Origin of the sequence: Streptomyces sp. DG1A-41, from assembly GCF_037055355.1 — a bacterium.
GTDB lineage: Bacteria > Actinomycetota > Actinomycetes > Streptomycetales > Streptomycetaceae > Streptomyces.
On record NZ_CP146350.1, the window covers coordinates 2,863,390 to 2,884,446 of the forward strand.

The window sequence follows — 21,057 nt, forward strand, 5'->3', positions numbered from 1 at the left end:
ACCGCACGCTCAAGGGCATGACCTCGAATGAGCGTGTGGTGGTGATCGGCACCGGCCTCGCGGGCGTACGGCTCGCCCGGCGGCTCGGTGAGCTCGGCACGCCCGCGTTGCTGATCGGCGAGGAGGAGCACCGGCCGTACAACCGGGTGCTGCTCGCCGAGGTGCTGGCCGGACGTTACAGCCCCGAGGTGATCGCCCTGCCGGCGCCCGCGCAGGTCACGCGCGGCCGGGTCGTCGGCATCGACCGCGACGGGCGGACCGTCGAGTGCGCCGACGGCACGGTGATCGCATACGACCGGCTCGTCCTCGCCACCGGATCCAACCCCGTCCTGCCACCCCTGCGCGGCCTGTTCACCCCCGACCACGTGCTGCCCGAGGGCGTCCACGCCTTCCGGACCATGGACGACTGCCTGGGCCTGTCCAAGGCGGTCCGGCCGGGAGCGCGGGCGGTCGTCATCGGCGGCGGGCTCCTCGGGGTCTCCGCGGCCCGCGCGCTCGCCCTGCGCGGCGCCCAGGTCGTCCTCGCCCAGCAGTCCGAGCGGCTGATGGAGCGCCAGCTCGACCCGGCTGCCTCCAAGCTCGTCAAGCGGCATCTGACCGACCTGGGCGTGGAGGTCCACACCGAGTGCCGCGTACGGGACGTGCGCTGCGTCGGCGGCGCCGTCCGTTCCGTGGAGCTGGCCGACGGGTTCGCGCTCGACGCCGACCTCGTCGTCGTGGCCTGCGGCGTCCGCCCCCGGGTGGGTCTCGCGCAGGCCGCCGGCCTCGACGTCCGCAAGGGCGTCGTCGTCGACGACGAGCTGCGCACCTGCGACCCCTACATCCACGCCATCGGGGACTGCGCCCAGCACGACGGCGTCCTCTACGGCCTCGCCACTCCCGCACTCGAACAGGCCGACGCGCTCGCGGAGCTGCTCGCCGGCAACGCGGACGCCCGCTACACCGGCACCCGCTCCCTGACGCGACTCACGCTGAACGGGCACGACAACCCCTTCGACCTCGCCGCGTTCGGCGAGACCGAGGCGCTCCCGGGCGACGACGTCGTCCAGCTCACCGACGCCACCCGCGGCACCTACCGCAAGGTCGTCGTCCGCGACGACCGCCTGGTCGGCGGGGTCCTCGTCGGCGAACTCGGCACCGTCGGCGCGCTCGCGCGCGCCTGGGAGGGAGCAGAGCCGCTCCCCTCCGACGGCGGCCCGCTGCTCCACCTGCTTACCAATGATGGAGGCTCCTGATGTCCACGGACACCCCCACGATCGTGCTCGTCGGCCATGGCATGGTCGGCCAGCGCTTCCTCGAAGCGCTCGCCGAGCGCGGCCTGACCGCCACGCACCGCGTGGTCGTGCTCTGTGAGGAGCCACGCCCTGCCTACGACCGCGTGCAGCTCACCTCGTACTTCTCGGGCAAGACGCCCGAGGACCTGTCCATGACGGACATGCGGTTCATCGAGGACCACGGCATCGAACTGCGCGTCGGCGACCCGGCGGAGACGATCGACCGCGAGGCGCGCAAGGTGACCGCCCGCTCCGGTCTCGTCGTCGACTACGACGTGCTCGTCCTGGCCACCGGCTCGTACCCGTTCGTGCCGCCGGTCCCGGGCAAGGACGCCGAGGGCTGCTTCGTCTACCGCACGATCGAGGACCTCCTCGCCATCGAGGAGTACGCCAAGAAGGCGACCACGGGTGCCGTGGTCGGCGGTGGTCTGCTCGGCCTGGAGGCCGCGGGCGCGCTGAAGGGTCTCGGACTCACCTCCCACATCGTGGAGTTCGCACCCCGTCTGATGCCCGTCCAGGTCGACGAGGGCGGCGGCGCCGCCCTGCTGCGCACCATCGAGGAGATGGGCCTGAGCGTCCACACGGGCGTCGGCACGCAGGAGATCATCGTCGGCGAAGACGGCGCCGTGACCGGCATGAAGCTGTCCGACGGCTCCGAACTGGCCACCGACATGGTGGTGTTCTCCGCCGGTGTCCGCCCCCGCGACCAGCTGGCCCGCGACTGCGGCCTGACGGTCGGCGAGCGCGGCGGCATCAGCGTCGACGAGCAGTGCCGCACGGTGAACGACCCGCACGTGTTCGCGATCGGCGAGTGCGCGCTGGCCGCCGACGGCCGGGTGTACGGCCTGGTGGCCCCCGGTTACGAGCAGGCCGAGACGGCCGCCGCGACCATCGCCGCCGACGAGGAGGCCGCCTTCACCGGCGCCGACCTGTCCACCAAGCTGAAGCTGCTCGGCGTGGACGTCGCGTCCTTCGGCGACGCGCACGGCACCGCCGAGGACTGCCTGGACGTCGTCTACTCCGACTCCCGCGCGGGCCTGTACAAGAAGCTGGTCATCGGCCGCGACGGCACGCTGCTCGGCGGCATCCTGGTCGGTGACGCGGAGGCGTACGGCACGCTGCGCGCGCTGACGGGCTCGGTCCCGCCGGTGGCGCCGGAGTCCCTGGTGCTCCCCGCCGGAGCCGGCTCGGGAGCCCAGCTCGGCCCGTCCGCGCTGCCGGACGACGCCATCATCTGCTCCTGCCACAACGTCTCCAAGGGCACGATCCGCGGCGCGGTTACCGAGCACCAGTGCACGACCGTGCCCGAGGTGAAGAAGTGCACCAAGGCCGGCACCGGCTGCGGCTCCTGCGTCAAGGTCCTCGGCCAGCTCGTCAACGCCGAGCTGGAGGCCGGCGGCATCGAGGTCGACAAGGGCCTGTGCGGCTGCTTCTCGCAGACCCGCGAGGAGCTGTACGAGATCGTCCTCGCCCTGCGCATCAACAGCTACCAGGACCTGCTCGACCGCCACGGCCGCGAGGAGGCCAGGGGCGGTGACGGCTGCGAGATCTGCAAGCCGGCGGTCGCCTCGATCATCGCCTCCCTCGCCCCGGCGATCGGCGCGAGCGGCTACGTCCTGGACGGTGAGCAGGCCGCCCTCCAGGACACCAACGACCACTTCCTGGCCAACCTCCAGAAGAACGGCTCGTACTCGGTCGTCCCGCGCATCCCCGGCGGTGAGATCGCCCCGGAGAAGCTGATCGTGATCGGCGAGATCGCCCGCGACTTCGGCCTCTACACGAAGATCACCGGTGGCCAGCGGATCGACATGTTCGGCGCCCGCGTCGAGCAACTGCCGCTGATCTGGGCCCGACTGGTCGACGCCGGCTTCGAGTCCGGCCACGCCTACGGCAAGTCGCTGCGCACGGTGAAGTCCTGCGTCGGCCAGACCTGGTGCCGCTACGGCGTCCAGGACTCCGTCCGCATGGCGATCGACCTGGAGCTGCGCTACCGGGGGCTCAGGTCGCCCCACAAGCTGAAGTCGGCCGTCTCCGGCTGCCAGCGCGAGTGCGCCGAGGCCCAGTCGAAGGACTTCGGCGTGATCGCCACCGCCAACGGCTGGAACCTGTACGTCGGCGGCAACGGCGGCGCCACCCCGCGCCACGCGGACCTGCTCGCGCAGGACCTGTCGGACGCCGAACTGGTCCGGCTGATCGACCGGTTCCTGATGTTCTACATCCGTACGGCCGACCGCCTGGAGCGCACCTCGACCTGGCTGGAGCGGATCCCGGGGGGCCTGGAGCACGTACGGGACGTCGTCGTCCACGACTCGCTCGGCATCTGCGACGAGCTGGAGAAGCTGATGCAGGCGCACGTCGCGCACTACCGCGACGAATGGGCGGAGACCATCAACGACCCCGAGAAGCTGGCCCGGTTCGTGTCCTTCGTGAACGCGCCGGACACCCCGGACCCGGTCGTCGCCTTCGTGCCCGAGCGTGACCAGATGAAGCCCGACCTGCCGCTGCTGTCCATCGGCATGCGACCCGCCGAAGACGTACTGGAAGGAAGCGCCCAGCGATGACCCTGGCACCTGAGACCACCGACCTGAAGGTCCAGCTCGCACTGGACGGCGACTGGTTCACGGTCTGCGACCTGAGCGCGCTCCTCCCGGGCCGCGGGGTGGCGGCACTGCTGCCGGACGGCCGCCAGGCGGCGATCTTCCGGGACCGCTCCGGCGAGCTGTACGCCATCGACAACCGCGACCCGTTCACCGGCGCCGCCGTCCTCTCCCGCGGCCTGACCGGCACCCACCAGGGCCGCCCGTTCGTCGCCTCCCCGCTCCTGAAGCAGCGCTTCGACCTGGCGTCCGGGCAGTGCCTGGACGACGAGGCGGTACAGGTGACGACGTACAAGGTGCGCACCGCGTAGGAACGCGAACGCACCGGCTCGGAACACCCCTCCCCGGAGGGGTGTTCCCGTTTGGGCCTGGCAGGCTGGGGGCATGGTTGCGCAGCCGAACGACAGGCCCGGCCTCTCCCGGCTCGGCCCCCCGATCGACGCCCGCCCGCTGTTCGAGCCGGAACTCGAAGCATTGCTCGGCCTGTTGCGGGGTCTGACGCCCGGTCAGTGGAACGCGACGGCCGTGCCGGGCTGGACCGTGCACGACGTCGCCGCTCACGTCCTCGGCGACTACTCGGCCCGCCTCGGCCGCCGCGAGTTAGGCGCCTTCGCGCCGGGCGAGACCCTGGAGGCGTTCATCCACCGCGCCAACCAGGAGTGGGTCGACCGCCACCGGGACACGGCCCCGGACTCGCTCGTCGACGCGCTGGACGAGGCCGGCACCGAACTGGCCCGCCGCTTCGCGCACGCCGACCTGGACGCGCCGTCCCTGGGCGTGTCCTGGGCCGGGGTGGACCCGGCGCCGATGTGGCTGGACTGCGCCCGGGAGTTCACCGAGTACTGGACGCACCGGCAGCAGATCCGGCACGTGGCCGGGCTGGGCACCGACCCCGAGCCGCGCGCCCTGTCCATGGTCCTGGACACCTTCATGCGGGCCCTGCCCCACACGCTGCGCGACACCGCCGCGCCGGCCGGCACGCGCGTGGAGCTGACGGTCACCGGCCCGGGCGGAGGCACCTGGACCGTGACCGCCGGGCCGGAGGGCTGGTCCCTGGCGGAGGACTCCGACGGCCTGCGCGGCCAACGTGGAGCTGGACACGGAGACCGCCTGGCGGCTGTGCACACGGGGTGTCCAGCCGGCCGAGGCCCTCGCGAGGGCCCAGGTCGAGGGGGACCGGCGGCTCTCCGAGGCGGCGTGCCGGATCGTGTCGATCGTCTACTGATCAACTGCCGCACCCGGCTGTCGAGTTGCTGTCGAATTCACCGACTCGACTGCCGTGCCGGGGGTCCTTCGCGTTTCATGAGTCACATCCCCACCTTCCTTCCACGGAGGCCCGACCATGACTCGGAACCACCCCCAGCCGTCCCGTCGGACGTTGCTCGGCGGGGCCGTCGCCGCGCTCGCGGTGGCCGCCGGCACCGGCACGGCGCAGGCCGCTCCCGGGACCCGCTGGCCCACCGAGTTCCCGCTGCCCGACGGCTGGCTCCCCGAGGGGATCACCATAGGAAGCAGGCCGTACGCGTACATGGGCTCGCGCGCGAACGGCGCGATCTACCGCACCGACCTGCGCACCGGCAAGGGCGGTGTCCTGCACGAAGGCGCCGCCGGTCTGGCGTCCATCGGCCTGAAGCTGGACCGTGACGGCCTGCTGTATGTGGCCGGCGGCGCCTCAGGCACCGCGAAGATCGTCGACTCACGCACCGGCGAGCTGCTCACCACCTGTCAACTCACCCGGGACGCCGCCCCGTTCATCAACGACGTCGTCCTGCACGAGGACCGCGCCTGGTTCACCGACTCCCGTGCCGCGGTCCTCCACGGCGTCCCGCGCGGCCGGCGGGGCGAGGTCCGCGCCCTCCCGCTCACCGGCGAGTGGGTGCAGGCGCCCGCCGGGACCAACAGCGCCAACGGCCTGGTCCCCACCCCCGACGGCCGCGGCCTGATCGTCGTCAACGCGGGTCAGCTGTACACCGTGGACCTCAGGACCGGCCGCGCCGCCAAGGTCACGCTGAAGGGCGCGACGGACGTGGCAGGCGGCGACGGCCTGGTCCGCCTCGGCCGCACCCTGTACGTCGTCCAGAACCGCCTCAACAAGATCACCGTCTGGGACCTCGACCGGAAGGCCACCACCGCCACCCTGACCAGGACGATCACCGACCCCCGCTTCGACGTCCCCACCACCGCCGCCCGCTACGGCGACCGCCTCTACCTGGTCAACGCCCGCTTCACCAGCCCGCAGACGCCGGAGACGACGTTCAACGCGGTGGCCGTTTCCCTGTAGGCGTCCTACGGCTCAGCCCCCGCTCCGGACGGCGCCCGCCCCCAGCCTGGGGACGGGCGCTCTTGTGATCCACAGGTCGGACCGCAGCCCTCTGGTGGGGAGCAGAGGGCTGCGGCAACAGGCCGTCAGCCCTGCTTACCGTCCTGGGTGACGGGGTACAGGCCGAGCACGCCCTTCGGGTCGGAGGGGTTCACGCCCTTGACGTCGCCGACATAGAGGTTGATGCGGGCCTTGTAGCGGTCGAGGGCGGTGCGGTCGCTCATGAACTCGCCGAGACCGAGCGGGTTCATGTTCGCGTAGTCGAAGATGCCCTTGCGGCCCGCCGGCGCGGCGACGTCGGTGCGGGCGCTCCAGGTGCCGATGGAATCGCGCTGGGCTTCCTTGGACAGCAGCCAGCTCAGGTAGAGCTTGGCGGCGGCCTTGTGCGGGGCATCCTTGAGCATGGCACCGGTCTGCGGCCAGGAGACCCACGGCGACTTCTTCGGCAGGGTGGTCTCAGCGAGGCCCGAGACGCCTCCGCTCGTGCCGAAGCTCGCCACGTAGTCACCGGAACCGACCAGGTCGGCGGAGTCCTGGGTGCCGCGGACGAACTTCGGGTTCTGGGCGAGCAGCTTCTTCAGGTAGTCGAAGCCGTACTTGTCGGTGAGCTGTTTGAAGTAGTAGAGGACGGCGTCGTCGTCGTTCGGGTAGGTGAAGACGAGCTTGTTCTTGAACTCGGGCTTGAGGAAGTCCTCGGCCTCGACGGGCGCGTCGTCGCCGAGCCTGGTGGCCGTGACGTTGGAGAAGGCGAAGAAGAACAGGCCGGTGTAGTAGCCGTCCTTGTCCTTGATCTGGTCGAAGACCTTGTCCCAGCCGACCGGCTTGTACTTCTGGAGCACCCCTTCCTTCTTCCAGCGCGGGAAGTCGTCGACGGTCTGGAGGTGGACGACGTCGGCGACCACGTGGTGCTCGGCGATCTGGTTGTCGACGCGGGCGTCGTGGTTCTTGCTGAAGTCGACGACGATGTCGACCTTCATCTTGGGGAACTTCTTGACGAACGCGTCCTTGAGGTAGTCCGCCTGGCCCGGCTTGTCACCGCCGGCGTAGACGACCAGACGGCCGCCCTCGGCCACGGCTTCCTTGTACAGCTTTTGCAGCTGGTCTTCTCCGCTCGTGTGCCGGGGGGCGGACTTCGGGGAAGGGGTGGCGGCGGCGATGGTGGCACCGCTCGCAGCCAGGACGCCCAGGGCGGCGGCGACGGCCCATGCCTTGCGGGGGGAGTTCACACTCGGTTCCTTCGTGGTGGGGACAAGAAGGGATGCTTGATAGTTCAAGCATCTGGTTTCACCTTAGGACCGGTATTGCAAATTTGCAAGATATTGCGCTGGGCTGCCTCTGGAGGAGGTCAGCGGCGCCAGGGGAGGTCGGCGGGGAAGGCCGGGCGGTCCGGGCCCGTGAGGCCGGAGAGGATGATCTCGCACGCTTCACCGAAGGCGCGCGCCTGTTCAGGCGTCAGCCGGTCGAAGACGGCGGCCCGTACGGTGGCGATGTGACCGGGGGCGGCCTGCTGGAGGGCGGTCAGCCCTTCGTCCGTCAGCACGGCGAATTGGGCCCGTCCGTCCCCCGGCGCGTCCTCGCGGCGCACCCAGCCGCGCTCCCCCATGCGGCTGACGGTGTAGGAGAGCCGTGTCCGGGCGATCTTCAGCTGTTCGGCGAGGTCTGTCATGCGCAGCCGTCGCTCGGGGGCCTCCGAGAGGAACACCATCACGGAGTAGTACAGGTGGCTGAGGTCGGCCTCGTGTCGCAGTTGCTGGTCGAGAGCGTCCTCCAGCACCAGGCTGAGGTCGCGGTAGGCGCGCCAGGCGCGCTGCTCCTCGGGGAGAGCCAACGGGGTTCCATGGATCGCACTGTAGAGAGTTCCCTCGAGGTTCGTCTCTCCGAGGCTGCGGTGAAGCTCAGGCGCGCACGCCACCGTGGCAGGTGCGGGGAGGAGGGCCTGGCCATCGGACCCGGGCCCCTGTCAGCCAACCGGGCTCGACCGCTGGTCGTCCGGGAGGGGCCGGGTGTCGAGGTAGAACCACTCGGCGTCGGCGGTGGGCCAGGGGGAGGGTTCCCTCACTGGTTCGCCCCACGGTTCCTCGGCCGTGGCCGTGACAGGCCGTTTGGGCAGGGGTGCTTGGGCCTCTCCCGCGGGCGCCGCGGCCCGGTCGCCGGACGGCTTCGGCTCCCCCGGCATCAACAGCTCGACCCGCAGCCCCAGTCCCCGCTGCTGAGCGGTGAACTCCTCGACCTGGTTGCGGCAGGCGTGGTCCAGGTGGGTCACGCCGGTCAGGTCGAGCCGGATCCTCTGCTTCCCGGACGCGGCGGCGGCCTCCAGCGCCTCGATCACAATCGGCAGCCGCAGGAACGTCGCGTTGCCGGCCATGACGACCTTCGCCGTGTCGTCCTCGACGTGCTGGCGGATCGCGGTCCGGGACATGCGCAGCGCGGCCAGCACGATGCCGGCGGCGAGGCCGATCAGCACGCCCTCCAGCAGCGCGGTCACCACGATGACCAGCGTGGTCAGCGTCATCACCGCGAACTCGCCCTTGTCCTGCCGCCACATCTTCGGGAACTCGGCGGGGCCGAACAGCTTCCAGCCGCTGTGCACGAGGACACCGGCGAGCACCGAGATCGGGATCAGCGCGAGCACCTGCGGCAGCAGCAGTGCGAAGGCGAGCAGCCACAGGCCGTGCAGGGTCCGGGAGAGCCGGGTCTTGGCCCCGGCCTGGACGTTGGCCGAACTGCGGGCCACGACCGCGGTGATCGGGAGCGCGCCGAGGAGGCCCGCGACGGTGTTCCCGGCGCCCTGGGCGATCAGCTCGGTGTTGTAGCGGGTGCGCGGGCCGCTGTGCATACGGTCCACGGCGGCGGCCGTGAACAAGCTCTCGGCGGACGCGATGACCGTGAAGGTGAGGATGGCGGTGATGACCGCCCCGTCCGCGAGCCCGGCGAACTGCTCCGGCCCGGGCACCGCCACGGACGCGAGCAGATTGCCCACCTGGAGCGTCTTCACGTCCACGCCGGGCAGCACGGCGACCACGATGCCGATGCCCACGGCGACCAGTGCGGCCGGGATCTTCCCGGCCTTGCCCGGCACCTTCTTCCACACGAAGCTGAGCACGATCGTGACGACACCGAGCAGGGTGGCGATCATCGCCTGCCGGTCGGTCAGGATCCCGGCCAGCAGTCCGGGGATGCCGGCCATGTTCTCGATCGCCGTGCCGGGGGCCTTGGCGTCGGCCATCGGATAGGCCTGGCTGAACATCAGCGGCACGCCGATGCCGGCCAGCATGCCCTGGACGACGGCGACCGAGATGGCCTGGAACATCCGGCCGAGCCGCACCAGTCCCAGGATGATCTGGAGGAGCCCGGCGAACAGCACGATCACGCCGAGCATGGCCACGCCGACCTCGGCCACGGTCTCCGCGACGAGTGCGGCGAGGCCGGCGGCCGGCCCGCTGACCTGGAGCGTACTGCCGCGTGCCGCGCCTACGACCAGACCGCCGATCACCCCGGAGATGATTCCGAGCTCGGCCGGCACACCGGAGGCGACGGCGACACCGATGCACAGCGGCAGGGCGACGAGGAAGACGACGAGCGAGGCGGTGATGTCGGTGACGAGGTCTGCCTTGGCCGCGGCGCCCTGCACACGACCGGCCACACTGCGAACGAGCCCGCCCAGCACACCGCCCACGGCACCTCCGGCCGAGCCGCCCACCGGTCCACCGGACGATCCACCCGACCGCCGCCCCGCAGCGCCCCCGGCCAGGCCGCCACCCGACCAGCGGCCCGTCACACCGCCCCCCGATCCACCCGACAGCCGACTCACGCCCCCCGCCGGGCCCCCGCCCCGGCCACCCGACCGACCGCCCGTCAAACCGCCCCCTGGTCCGCCCGACCGTCGACCCGCAGCGCCTCCCGCCGGGTCTCCCGCCAGGCCGCCGCCCGGGCCACCCGACCGGCCGCCCAGGAAACCGCCCGCCGGTCGGCCCGGCCCCCAGCCCCCGTCACCTCCCGCCGAACCACCCACCGGCCCTCCGGCCTGCCAGTCCCCCGAGCCCCGCGCGGAGTCGCCGACCCCCCACTCCGCTGCGTCCTCCGAGGAGCCGCCTGTCCGCCAGTCCGACGCACCCCCGTCACAACCAGCCGACCCCCAACCCGCCGCGCCCTCGCCGCGACCGCCCGCACCCCACTCCCCCGAGCCCCGTGCGGAGCCACTCGACTCCCAGCTCCCCGAGCCCTCCGTGGAACCGTCGGCACCCCAGTTCCCCGAACCCCCTGCGGAGCCACCCGCACCCCAGTCCCCCGAGCCCTCGAAGGAACCGCCGGATCCCCAATCCGCAGCGCCACCCGCCGAACCAGCCGCCCCCCGGTCCGCCGCGTCTCCCGCCGGACCTGCCGCCCGGCCGCCCGGCGCGGAGCCACCCCGTGCCCGCCCCCGCGCATGCGCCCCGCTCACGCGGCATGCACCCGGAACGCGCCGTCGTCGCCGAGTTCGTAGACGAACCCGGTGTCGACCTCGTAGTACCAGCCGTGCAGCCGCAGCCGCCCCGTGTCGAGCCGCTGTTGCACCACCGGGTAACTCCGCAGCGCTGTCAGCTGGTTGACGACGTTGCCCTGGGATACCTCCGGCAGCGACGGGTCGTCCGGCGCGGACTCCAGTACGGAGGTCAGTTCGGGGCGGGCGATGTGGAGCCAGGCGTCCACGCCGGGCAGGGCGGACAGGTCGTCGCCGGACTTCAGCGCGCCCATCGCGCCGCAGTGTGAGTGACCGCACACCACGATGTCCTGAACCCCGAGCACCTCCAGTGCGTACTCGATGGTGGCCGCCTCTCCCGAGGCCCTTGGATGTCCGTAGGGCGGCACGATATTGCCCGCGTTGCGCAGCTCGAATATCTCCCCGGGCCGTGCGCCCGTGATGAGTGCGGGGATGACCCGGGAGTCCGAGCAGGTGATGAACAGCGCCTCCGGATATTGCCCTTCGGCCAGTTTCCGGTATTCGCCGCTGTCGAAATCAACGCGCGTCCTGAACGTGCGGGCACGGTCCAGCAATGCCTTCAACTCCGCCTCCTGAGGTGCGATTTCGTTCTGCGCGCCCCACCGTAGACGGACGACCTACAGCGGAAGGTTAGGCAAACTCCAGAGCCCGGCCAGGAATTGAACATTCTTTGTCCGGATACCCAGACGAACGGTCTTCTTGTAGCGTGTGAGCTCCAGGGCGGAGAATGCGAATTCACGCTGCCCGGATTCATGCCGGCTTCACGGAGAGACAGGACGTATGGGCCTACGAGTGCTGCTCATCGAGGACGACGAGACGATCGCCGAGCCGCTCACCGAAGGGCTCGGCCACTTCGGGCTGACGGTCGACCACGTCGCCACCGGTGCGGACGGGCTGAGAGGCCCGTACAACGACGTCGTCCTGCTCGACCTGGGACTGCCGGACATGGACGGCATCGACGTCTGCCGCGGCATCCGGCAGGTCTCGGACGTGCCCATCGTCATCCTCAGCGCCCGCGGCGAGGAGGCCGACCGCGTCCTGGGCCTGGAACTGGGCGCCGACGACTACCTGGCGAAACCCTTCAGCGTGCGGGAACTCGTGGCCCGGGTCCGCGCGGTGACCCGCCGCACGCAACGCACCCAGCAGCCGTTCCCCGAACCCCCGGGCACACCACACACACCCGGCACCCCCGAGCCGCTGCCCTACGAACCGCACCCCTCCCCCACGTACGACCCGGCCCCCGACCCCCCGCACGACCCGGGCCCGCTCGTGGTGGACCGCCGTACCCGTCAGGTCTGGGTGGGCGACTCCCCCGTGCTGCTCACCCCCAAGGAGTTCGACCTGCTGGCGCTCCTCAGTGAGGACCCGGGCGCGGTCTACTCGCGCCAGCAGATCCTCGACCGGGTCTGGGATCCGCACTACGACGGCCCGACCAAGACGCTGAACGTCCATGTGGCCGCGCTGCGCCGCAAGCTGGGGCACCCGGCGTGGATCAGGACACTGCGGGGCGTCGGCTTCCGGCTGGCGGTGCACACGGGGCCGAACGCCCCGCAGGTGGCCTCTCCATGACCCGCCGGCTGCTGATCGGCTACCTCAGTCTCGCCGCGCTCGTGCTGCTCTGCCTGGAGATCCCGCTGGGCTTCGTCTACTCGCGCGGGGAGCGGGAGCAGGTGGTCAACGCGGCGAAGGACGAGGCCGAGTCGGTCTCCGCGTACGCCGCGCTGTCCCTCGCGGCGGGGCGGGCCGAGCGGGACCTGCCCGCGCGGGTGGCGCACTGCGCGCGCCGCATCGGCGGGAAGGTGGTGGTCGTCGGCGCCTCGGGCGTGCCGCTGGCCACCTCGCATCCGATGGATCCCTCGGTGTCCGGCGCCCTGGCCGACCGGCCGGGCATCGCGGCCGCGCTGAGGGGCACCTCGACGGTGGACGTGCGTACCTCCACGATCGGCGGGGTCGAGTACCTGTCGGTGGCCGCGCCGGTCGGCCAGGAGGCGCGGCCGGCGGGTGCCGTGTGGCTGACGGTGCCCACGCGGACGGTGCACGAGCGGGTCCACCACGTGTGGATGCTGCTCGGCCTGGGCGGACTGGCCGTGCTGACGGCGGTGGCCGTGGTCGGCTTCGCCTTCGCCCGCTGGGCCGGCCGCCCCATCCGCGAACTGGAGCGGGCGACGCACGAGTTGGCGGAGGGCGGCGGGCGGTTCACCCCGGTGACGATCACGAAGGGCCCACCGGAAGTACGCAGTCTGGCCGCGGCCTTCAACCGCACCGCGGCCCGCCTCGCCCATCTGCTCGCCTCCCAGCGGGCGTTCGCCGGCGAGGCCTCGCACCAGCTGAAGACCCCGCTCGCGGCGCTGCGGCTGCGCCTGGAGAACCTGGAGCCGGACGTCGCCGCCCGGGCCCGGGGCAGCCTCACCGCCGCCGTCACGGAGACGGACCGGCTCGCCCGGATGGTCGGGCACCTGCTGGCGATGGCCCGGCTGGAGGAGCACGCGGTGATCCCCGCCCCCGTCGACCTGGGCGCGGTCTGCGCGGAACGGCACCGCACCTGGCAGCCCCTGTTCGCCCGGGAGGACGTCTCCCTCGTGCTCTTCGCGGGCAGCGTCGGCCCGGTGCTCGCGGTGCCGGGAGCCGTCGAGCAGATCATGGACAACCTGCTGTCCAACGCCCTGCGGGCGTCCCCGCCCGGCAGCACCGTCACGATCGAGCTGCGGGTGCCGGCCCCGCCCCGCCGCGCGCTGCGCGAGGGCCGCCCCCGCTGGGTCGACCTGCACGTCACCGACGAGGGCCCCGGCATGACGGAGGAGCAGCGGGCCCGCGCCTTCGACCGTTTCTGGCGCGCCCCGGGCGCTCCCAAGGGCGGCTCGGGACTCGGCCTCGCCCTGGTGCAGCGCCTCGCCCACGCCAGCGGCGGCGAGGCGACCCTGCACGCGGCGGTGACGGGCGGCCTGGACGTGGTGATCCGGCTGCCGTCCGTACGACCGCCGGCCGAGGGACCCGGACCGGGCACCGACCGGCCGAGAGGCGGCCGGAGACGGGAGGCACCGGCGCTGCCCGCGTGAGCCTGCCGTCCCACGGCCACGAGTTGTCCATGCTCCGTCAACCCTGTCCGCTTAGCGTCCCTCCCGCCTCCCCCACGCACAACCCTGCCGTCGACCGGCGGCAGGGCGGTACGGCACCTCTTGGAGTGAGAGTGGAACGTCGTAGCCTCCTGCGTGCGGCCGTCCTCGGCGGCACATCGGCCGCCCTGGGCGGAACCCTGTGGCGCGGGGCCGCGTACGCGGCCCCGGCCCAGCCCGGCACCGGCCCCTACGGGCCGCTGGGCTCCCCGGACGCCAACGGCATCAGACTCCCCAGCGGCTTCACCAGCCGAGTGATCGCCCGGTCGGGCCAGCGGGTCGGGACCACGTCGTACACCTGGCACAACGCCCCGGACGGCGGCGCCTGTTACGCCGACGGCACCGGCTGGATCTATGTCTCCAACTCCGAGATCAACCCGTCGGGCGGCGCGAGCGCGGTGAGGTTCTCCTCGACCGGCGCGATCACCGGGGCGTACCGCATCCTGTCCAACACCCGCCAGAACTGCGCCGGCGGCAAGACGCCCTGGAACACCTGGCTGTCCTGCGAGGAGGTGGACCGGGGCTACGTCTACGAGACCGACCCCTGGGGCACGAAGGCGGCGGTGCGCCGCGACGCCATGGGCCGCTTCAAGCACGAGGCGGCGGCGGCCGACCCGGTCCGCCAGGTCGTCTACCTGACCGAGGACGTCACCGACGGCTGCTTCTACCGCTTCCGCCCGACGACCTGGGGCGACCTGTCCTCCGGCACGCTGGAGGTCCTCGTGGGGGGCAGCGGCACGAGCGGCCCGGTCACCTGGGCCCGGGTCCCCGACCCCTCCGGCGCGACCGCCACCCGCGGCCAGGTCTCCGGCGCCAAGCGCTTCAACGGCGGCGAGGGCTGCTACTACGCCGACGACACCTGCTGGTTCACCACGAAGGGCGACAACCGCGTCTGGCAGTACAACGCCGCCGCCCAGACCATCGAACTCGCCTACGACGACTCCCTGGTGACGAGCGGCACGACCCCCCTCACGGGCGTCGACAACGTCACCGGCTCCGCCTCCGGTGACCTCTTCGTCGCCGAGGACGGCGGCACCATGGACATCTGCGTCATCACCCCCGCCGACGTGGTCGCGCCGTTCCTCCGCGTCGACGGCCAGTCCGGCTCGGAGATCACGGGCCCGGCCTTCTCCCCGGACGGCACCCGCCTGTACTTCTCCAGCCAGCGCGGCACCAGCGGCAGTTCCTCGGGCGGCATCACCTACGAGGTGACGGGCCCGTTCCGCGCGTAACCGCACCATCCGCCTTCACGTGACCATCACAAAATGGTCACCCCTCCCTCATCCGGAGCCGCCCGGACCTACGGTCATCCCCTCACGTGTCACCGCTGGGGGGATGACCATGACCAATCCGTACGCCGGCCCGCACAACCCGTACCCCGCGCCGCCCGCGCCACAGCCCGCCCGCCCGGCGCCCCGCTGGGCCCGGAAGCGCTACCTGCTGCCCGCGCTAGGCCTGGCCCTGTTCATCGGCGCCGGCATCGGCGCGGGCGGCGACACGACGACCGACGCGAAACCCGCGGCCGCCAAGCCGCAGCCGACCGTCACGGTCACCGCGACGACCACCACCACCGCGACGCCGCTCGCGAAGGAGCCGGAACCCACTCCCACGGTCACCGCCACCAAGACCGTCAGAGCCACCACCACGGTCACCGCACGACCGGCCGCGGGCGGCGGCTCCGGAGACGACGGATCAGGCGGCTCGGGCGCCTCCGAGGACGTCTACTACGCCAACTGCTCCGCCGTCCGCGCCGCCGGCGCCGCGCCCATCCACCGGGGTGAACCCGGCTACGCCTCCCACCTGGACCGTGACAACGACGGAGTCGCCTGCGACACCTGACGAGTACGCCGGTGACCATCGGCGCGGCCGGCCGTTCCACCGTTCGGGCAGCTCGTCCCGGGCTGCCCGGACGACGGAAGGAACATCACCGTGGACACGACCGTGCCCGCCACCGACGTACAGCGCGTGCTGCCGCGTGACGAGTGGGTCAAGACGCTGCCGCAGGCCATCGTCGCGTCATGTGTGCTGCTCCTCGACGCCGAGGACCGGATCCTGCTGCTGCGCTACGCCGAGGACGAGCCCGGTGCCGGACTCTGGGGGCTGCCGGGCGGCATGCTCGACCACGGGGAGGACCCCGTCGGCGCCGCGTGCCGGGAGCTGCACGAGGAGACCGGCATCGTCCTGGACCGAGAGCCCCGGATCATCGGCTACGACCACCGGGCCGACGTGAAGGGCACGGGCCCGGTGATCGACTTCTACTTCCACGGCGGCCGTCTCGCCCCCGGGCAGACCGTCAGGCGCAGCGGCGAGCACGACCAGGACGGCCTGTTCGCCCTCGCCGACCTGGAATCCACCCCCCTGGCGACCTCGCTGCCGGTCCTCACCGCCCTGCACCGGGCCGCCCTGACCGGCACCGTCGTATGCCTGCGGGAAGGCCTGCCCCGATGAAGGCCCGTCAGGCCCGTCAGGACCTGGACAGCAGGTCCGCCGCCCGCACCCGCTCCTGATGGATGAGGACGTCGAAGCAGCGGCCCGGCGCGATGTCGAACCAGTTCCGCTCCTGCGGACAGGCGGTGCCGGCACTGCGCGTGGGCCGGGCTTCGGCGAACCAGGGGTGGGTCGGCCCCGGGGCGGGCCGCAGGTCCAGGACCCAGCGGTCGTGGCGCACTAGGCCCGGGGGTCCGGGTCGGTGGCCCTTCCCATACCTGAACGGATCGCGAGAGAGCGGGGGCGCACCTCCGCACAAGGTGCGCCCCCGCTCTCCTCCGTGCGCCCGGAGCCGCCGCGATCGGTGAGGGTGGTCGGGGACCGCCGACGGCTCCGGGTCCTTGAGCGGCCGGGGCCGGGGCCACTGCGAGGTGGCCCCGCACGGGCCACGGTCTACCGGTGGTCGCTCCCCTGCGACTGCACCGCCGCCCGGCCCGCCTCCAGCCGGGCCACCGGGATGCGGAACGGGGAGCAGGAGACGTAGTCGAGTCCCGCCTCGTGGAAGAAGTGGACCGACTCCGGGTCACCGCCGTGCTCGCCGCAGACACCGAGCTTGAGGTCCGGGCGGGTCGCGCGGCCGGCCTCGGCGGCGAGCTTCACCAGGGAGCCGACGCCGTCCTTGTCGATCGTCTCGAACGGGGAGACGCCGAAGATGCCCTTCTCCAGGTACGCGGTGAAGAAGCTCGCCTCCACGTCGTCCCGGGAGAAGCCCCACACCGTCTGGGTCAGGTCGTTCGTGCCGAAGGAGAAGAACTCGGCCGCCTCGGCGATCTGACCGGCGGTCAGGGCGGCGCGCGGCAGCTCGATCATCGTGCCGATGGACAGCTTGAGCTGCGTGCCCGAGGCCGCCTCGACCTCGGCGATGACCTGGTCGGCCTCCTCGCGCACGATCTCCAGCTCCTGCACCGTGCCGACGAGCGGAATCATGATCTCGGCACGCGGATCGCCCTTGGCGGCCTTGCGCTCGGCCGCGGCCTCGGCGATCGCCCGGACCTGCATGGTGAACAGGCCGGGGATGACCAGGCCGAGGCGCACGCCGCGCAGACCCAGCATCGGGTTCTGCTCGTGCAGCCGGTGCACGGCCTGGAGGAGGCGCAGTTCGTTCTCGTGCGGCTCCTGGCGGGACTCGGCGAGGGCGACGCGCACCGACAGTTCGGTGATGTCGGGCAGGAACTCGTGCAGCGGCGGGTCCAGGAGGCGGACGGTGACCGGGAGGCCGTCCATCGACTCGAAGAGCTGGACGAAGTCCTGCTTCTGGAGCGGCAGCAGTTCCTTGAGGGACTCCTCGCGCTCGGCCTGGGTGTCGGCCAGGATCAGCCGCTCCACCAGCTCGCGCCGGTCGCCGAGGAACATGTGCTCGGTGCGGCACAGGCCGATGCCCTGGGCGCCGAAGCGGCGGGCCCGCAGCGCGTCCTCGGCGTTGTCGGCGTTGGCCCGCACGCGCAGGCGGCGCTTGCGGTCGGCGAACGCCATGATGCGGTGGACCGCCTCGACGAGCTCGTCGGCGTCCTCGGCACCGGCGTGCATCCGGCCCTCGAAGTACTCCACGACCGGGGACGGCACGACCGGCACCTCGCCGAGGTAGACCTTGCCCGTCGAACCGTCGATGGAGACGACGTCGCCCTCCTCGACGACGTGCCCGCCCGGCACGGTCATCCGGCGGCGCTTGGTGTCGACCTCCAGCTCCTCGGCGCCGCAGACACAGGTCTTGCCCATGCCGCGCGCGACCACGGCCGCGTGGGAGGTCTTGCCGCCGCGCGAGGTCAGGATGCCCTCGGCGGCGATCATGCCGTCCAGGTCGTCGGGGTTGGTCTCGCGGCGGATCAGGATGACCTTTTCGCCCGACCGCGACCACTTGACCGCCGTGTAGGAGTCGAAGACCGCCTTGCCGACCGCCGCGCCCGGCGAGGCCGCGATGCCCCGGCCGACCGTCTCGACCTTGGCGCTCTCGTCGAAGCGCGGGAACATCAGCTGCGCGAGCTGGGCGCCGTTGACGCGGGTGAGCGCCTCGGCCTCGTCGATCAGGCCCTGGTCCACCAGCTGGGTCGCGATGCGGAACGCCGCGCCCGCCGTGCGCTTGCCGACCCGGGTCTGGAGCATCCACAGCACACCGCGCTCGATGGTGAACTCGATGTCGCAGAGATCCTTGTAGTGGTTCTCCAGCGTCTCCATGATCTGCATCAGCTGGTCGTACGACTTCTTGTCGATCCGCTCCAGCTCCGCGAGCGGCACGGTGTTGCGGATGCCCGCGACCACGTCCTCGCCCTGCGCGTTCTGGAGGTAGTCGCCGTAGACGCCCTGGTGGCCGGAGGCGGGGTCGCGGGTGAAGGCGACGCCGGTGCCGGAGTCGGGGCCGAGGTTGCCGAAGACCATCGAGCAGACGTTGACGGCCGTGCCCAGGTCGTGCGGGATGCGCTCCTGGCGGCGGTAGAGCTTGGCGCGGTCGGTGTTCCAGGAGTCGAAGACCGCGTGGATGGCGAGGTCCATCTGCTCGCGCGGGTCCTGCGGGAAGTCCCGGCCGGCCTCGGTCTTGACGATCTTCTTGAACTTGGTGACGAGCTTCTTCAGGTCGGCGGCCTCCAGCTCGGTGTCGACCGTGACCTTCTTGGCCTCCTTGGCCTTCTCCAGCGCGTCCTCGAAGAGCTCGCCGTCGACGCCGAGGACGGTCTTGCCGAACATCTGGATGAGGCGGCGGTAGGAGTCCCAGGCGAAGCGCTCGTCGCCGGCCTGCTTGGCCAGGCCCTGCACCGACTTGTCGGAGAGGCCGATGTTGAGGACGGTGTCCATCATGCCCGGCATGGAGAACTTGGCGCCCGAACGCACCGACACCAGCAGCGGGTCGTCGGCCTGGCCGAGCTTCTTGCCCATGCGCTGCTCCAGCGCGTCGAGGTGCGCACTCACCTCGTCACGCAGTGCCGCCGGCTCCTCGCCGCTGTCCAGGTAGACCTTGCACGCCTCGGTGGTGATCGTGAAGCCGGGCGGGACCGGAAGGCCCAGGTTCGTCATCTCGGCGAGGTTCGCGCCCTTGCCACCTAGGAGGTCCTTGAGGTCCTTGTTGCCCTCGGTGAAGTCGTAAACGAACTTCACGCCGTCAACACTCTTACCGTGCTCAGCTACGTGGGGATCTTTGTTTTCCGACACGGGTCTCGACTCCTCGAGGACGCGGTGGCTGCCCTGACGGCGAGGAACATACCCAGATCAAAGGCTTCTGGGTACGTCCACTCGCGCGTCATACGCCTGTAACCACTCGTCCGCCAGCGGATCGAAAGTCAAGGCTCGGCAAGCGATCACAGCCGTATGTTTTCACTTCTTGAACGCACGGGCCTCCGTGAACCCCACCGAGCGCTCAAATGAGCGGAGTTCGGCACGATTGATTTCGCTCGATGAACGATCAAAGGGTGGCACTCAGTGCCACCCTTTGGAGAAGTGCAGCCGCTCAAGATCCGCTCATCTGAGCGCAACCCTTATCAAGGGTGGCGAGAATCACGCTGCCACAGCCGACGGGATTTCACCATGCGGACGCGTCTCGCGGCCGAAATGTCCCCGTCACACCCCGAGCGCGCGCAGCCGTTCCTCGACCCGCTCGGGGGCGTAGAGATGCTCCACGACCATCGCCCCGGCCCCGACCAGCCCGGATCGCTCGCCGAGCCGTGACGTCACGATGTCCAGGTGGGCGGTGGAGCGGGGCAGCGCGCGCTGGTAGAGCAGTTCGCGCACGCCCGTGAGGAAGGGGGTTCCGGCCAGATCCCCGGCGATCATCAGCACCCCGGGGTTGAGCAGGGTCACCACGGTCGCCAGCACGTCCCCGACCCGGCGCCCGGCCTCCCGGGCGAGGCCGACCGCCTCGGGATGCCCGGACGCCAGCAGGTCCCGCACGTCCGATCCGGAGGCCGCCGGCACCCCGGCCTCCGCCAGCCGCCGTGCCACCGCGCCGCCGCTCGCGATGGCGGCCAGACAGCCGTAGGAACCGCACCGGCACAGCGTCTGGGCGCCCTCCGGCACCCGGATGTGCCCGATGTCCCCCGCGCCCCCGTCGGTGCCCCGGAACACCGAGCCGTCCACCACGACCCCGGCACCGATGCCGGTGGAGACCTTGACCAGCACGAAGGCGGAGCAGTCGGGATAGCCGGTGCGCTGTTCGCCGTACGCCATGAGGTTGGCGTCGTTGTCCACCAGCACCGGCACCTCGGCGGCGCCCGCGTGCTCGGCGAGCGCCCGGGCCAGCCGGCTCCTTATGTCGTAGCCGTCCCAGCCGGGCATGATCGGCGGCTGGACGACGCGGCCGGTCTCGCTGTCGACCGGGCCGGGCACGGCCAGCCCGACTCCGCACACCGACCCGGCGCCGCGGCCGGTCTTCTCCAGCAACTCGCCGAACCAGCGTCCGAGTTCACCCAGCACGAGGTCCGGCCCGTCCTCGACGACGAGGGTGCCGGAGTGCTCGGCGAGGATCTCGCCGCTCAGCGTCAGCACGGCCGCCCGCGCGTGCCGGGTGTCGAGGTCGGAGGCCAGGACCACCGCGTGCTCGTCGTCGAACTCCAGGGTGATGGAGGGACGCCCGCCCAGCGGGGAGTCCACCGGCCCGCCGGCGCCCTCGCGCAGCCAGCCCGCGCGGAAGAGCCGGTCGAGCCGCTGCCCGACGGTGGCCCGGGACAGTCCGGTCGCCTGCTGGAGCGCACCCCGGGTCACGGCGCGGCGACTGCGCACCAGTTCGAGCAGTTCGCCGGCGCTCGCCTGGCCGGCACCTCGTCCCGTTCTGACGGGCCGTCCGGTCATGCACACCCCCTTG

Annotated in this window: 16 protein-coding genes and 1 pseudogene; 10 read left to right on the forward strand and 7 right to left on the reverse strand. The window is 71.7% G+C overall.

Translation table 11 applies throughout. From position 1 onward, the window contains the following. The first annotated feature begins 17 nt into the window (after positions 1-17). The 5 genes and pseudogenes from V8690_RS13370 (at position 18) to V8690_RS13390 (ending at position 6,152) form a co-directional block, all read left to right on the forward strand. Positions 18-1,235, forward strand: coding sequence for an FAD-dependent oxidoreductase (locus tag V8690_RS13370; protein WP_338778581.1), 1,218 nt, complete (start codon positions 18-20; stop codon positions 1,233-1,235). Then, the gene (gene nirB / locus V8690_RS13375) at positions 1,235-3,835 is read left to right on the forward strand and encodes a nitrite reductase large subunit NirB (protein ID WP_338778583.1); all 2,601 of its coding nucleotides are present in this window, start codon (positions 1,235-1,237) and stop codon (positions 3,833-3,835) included. The genes V8690_RS13370 and nirB overlap by 1 nt, the downstream gene beginning before the upstream one ends. After that, positions 3,832-4,182 carry a nitrite reductase small subunit NirD gene (gene nirD / locus V8690_RS13380; protein ID WP_338778585.1) on the forward strand — a complete coding sequence of 117 codons (351 nt, stop codon included), beginning with the start codon at positions 3,832-3,834 and terminating at the stop codon, positions 4,180-4,182. The genes nirB and nirD overlap by 4 nt, the downstream gene beginning before the upstream one ends. 73 nt (positions 4,183-4,255) lie before the next feature. Beyond that, positions 4,256-5,096 (forward strand): annotated as a pseudogene (locus V8690_RS13385) (maleylpyruvate isomerase family mycothiol-dependent enzyme). 117 nt (positions 5,097-5,213) lie between these two features. Continuing rightward, positions 5,214-6,152 (forward strand): superoxide dismutase, encoded by a 939-nt coding sequence (locus tag V8690_RS13390; RefSeq protein ID WP_338778587.1) that lies wholly within the window; start codon positions 5,214-5,216, stop codon positions 6,150-6,152. A gap of 125 nt (positions 6,153-6,277) precedes the next feature. On the opposite strand, the gene V8690_RS13395 is transcribed toward V8690_RS13390, so the two are convergent. The 4 genes from V8690_RS13395 to V8690_RS13410 form a co-directional block, all read right to left on the reverse strand. Beyond that, positions 6,278-7,417, reverse strand: coding sequence for an extracellular solute-binding protein (locus V8690_RS13395; protein ID WP_338778589.1), 1,140 nt, complete (start codon positions 7,415-7,417; stop codon positions 6,278-6,280). 119 nt (positions 7,418-7,536) lie between these two features. Beyond that, entirely contained in the window at positions 7,537-8,019 is a 483-nt protein-coding gene (locus V8690_RS13400) for a MarR family transcriptional regulator (RefSeq protein WP_338778591.1), read from the reverse strand. 132 nt (positions 8,020-8,151) lie between these two features. Next, positions 8,152-9,834, reverse strand: coding sequence for a SulP family inorganic anion transporter (locus V8690_RS13405; RefSeq protein ID WP_338785339.1), 1,683 nt, complete (start codon positions 9,832-9,834; stop codon positions 8,152-8,154). 794 nt (positions 9,835-10,628) lie between these two features. After that, entirely contained in the window at positions 10,629-11,234 is a 606-nt protein-coding gene (locus tag V8690_RS13410) for a carbonic anhydrase (protein WP_338778593.1), read from the reverse strand. Positions 11,235-11,451: 217 nt separating this feature from the next. Here V8690_RS13410 and V8690_RS13415 point away from each other — a divergent pair, with 217 nt between their 5' ends. The 5 genes from V8690_RS13415 (at position 11,452) to V8690_RS13435 (ending at position 16,232) form a co-directional block, all read left to right on the forward strand. Beyond that, positions 11,452-12,240: a response regulator transcription factor gene (locus tag V8690_RS13415; protein WP_338778595.1), complete on the forward strand. Its 789-nt coding sequence runs from the start codon at positions 11,452-11,454 to the stop codon at positions 12,238-12,240. Then, positions 12,237-13,727, forward strand: coding sequence for a HAMP domain-containing sensor histidine kinase (locus V8690_RS13420; RefSeq protein WP_338778597.1), 1,491 nt, complete (start codon positions 12,237-12,239; stop codon positions 13,725-13,727). Before V8690_RS13415 ends, V8690_RS13420 begins: the two co-directional genes overlap by 4 nt. 131 nt (positions 13,728-13,858) lie before the next feature. Continuing rightward, positions 13,859-15,016, forward strand: coding sequence for an alkaline phosphatase PhoX (locus V8690_RS13425; RefSeq protein WP_338778599.1), 1,158 nt, complete (start codon positions 13,859-13,861; stop codon positions 15,014-15,016). A gap of 109 nt (positions 15,017-15,125) precedes the next feature. Continuing rightward, positions 15,126-15,623, forward strand: coding sequence for an excalibur calcium-binding domain-containing protein (locus tag V8690_RS13430; protein WP_338778601.1), 498 nt, complete (start codon positions 15,126-15,128; stop codon positions 15,621-15,623). Positions 15,624-15,713: 90 nt separating this feature from the next. After that, positions 15,714-16,232, forward strand: coding sequence for an NUDIX hydrolase (locus tag V8690_RS13435; protein WP_338778603.1), 519 nt, complete (start codon positions 15,714-15,716; stop codon positions 16,230-16,232). 16 nt (positions 16,233-16,248) lie between these two features. Here the strand turns inward: V8690_RS13435 and V8690_RS13440 are convergent, their stop codons facing one another. From V8690_RS13440 to V8690_RS13450, 3 genes are all read right to left on the reverse strand, one after another. Next, a complete protein-coding gene (locus V8690_RS13440; protein WP_338778605.1) occupies positions 16,249-16,452 on the reverse strand; it encodes a hypothetical protein in 204 nt (67 codons plus the stop codon). Positions 16,453-16,664: 212 nt separating this feature from the next. Beyond that, entirely contained in the window at positions 16,665-19,412 is a 2,748-nt protein-coding gene (gene ppdK / locus V8690_RS13445) for a pyruvate, phosphate dikinase (RefSeq protein WP_338778607.1), read from the reverse strand. 405 nt (positions 19,413-19,817) lie between these two features. Beyond that, entirely contained in the window at positions 19,818-21,044 is a 1,227-nt protein-coding gene (locus tag V8690_RS13450) for an ROK family protein (protein ID WP_338778609.1), read from the reverse strand. Positions 21,045-21,057: the final 13 nt, after the last annotated feature.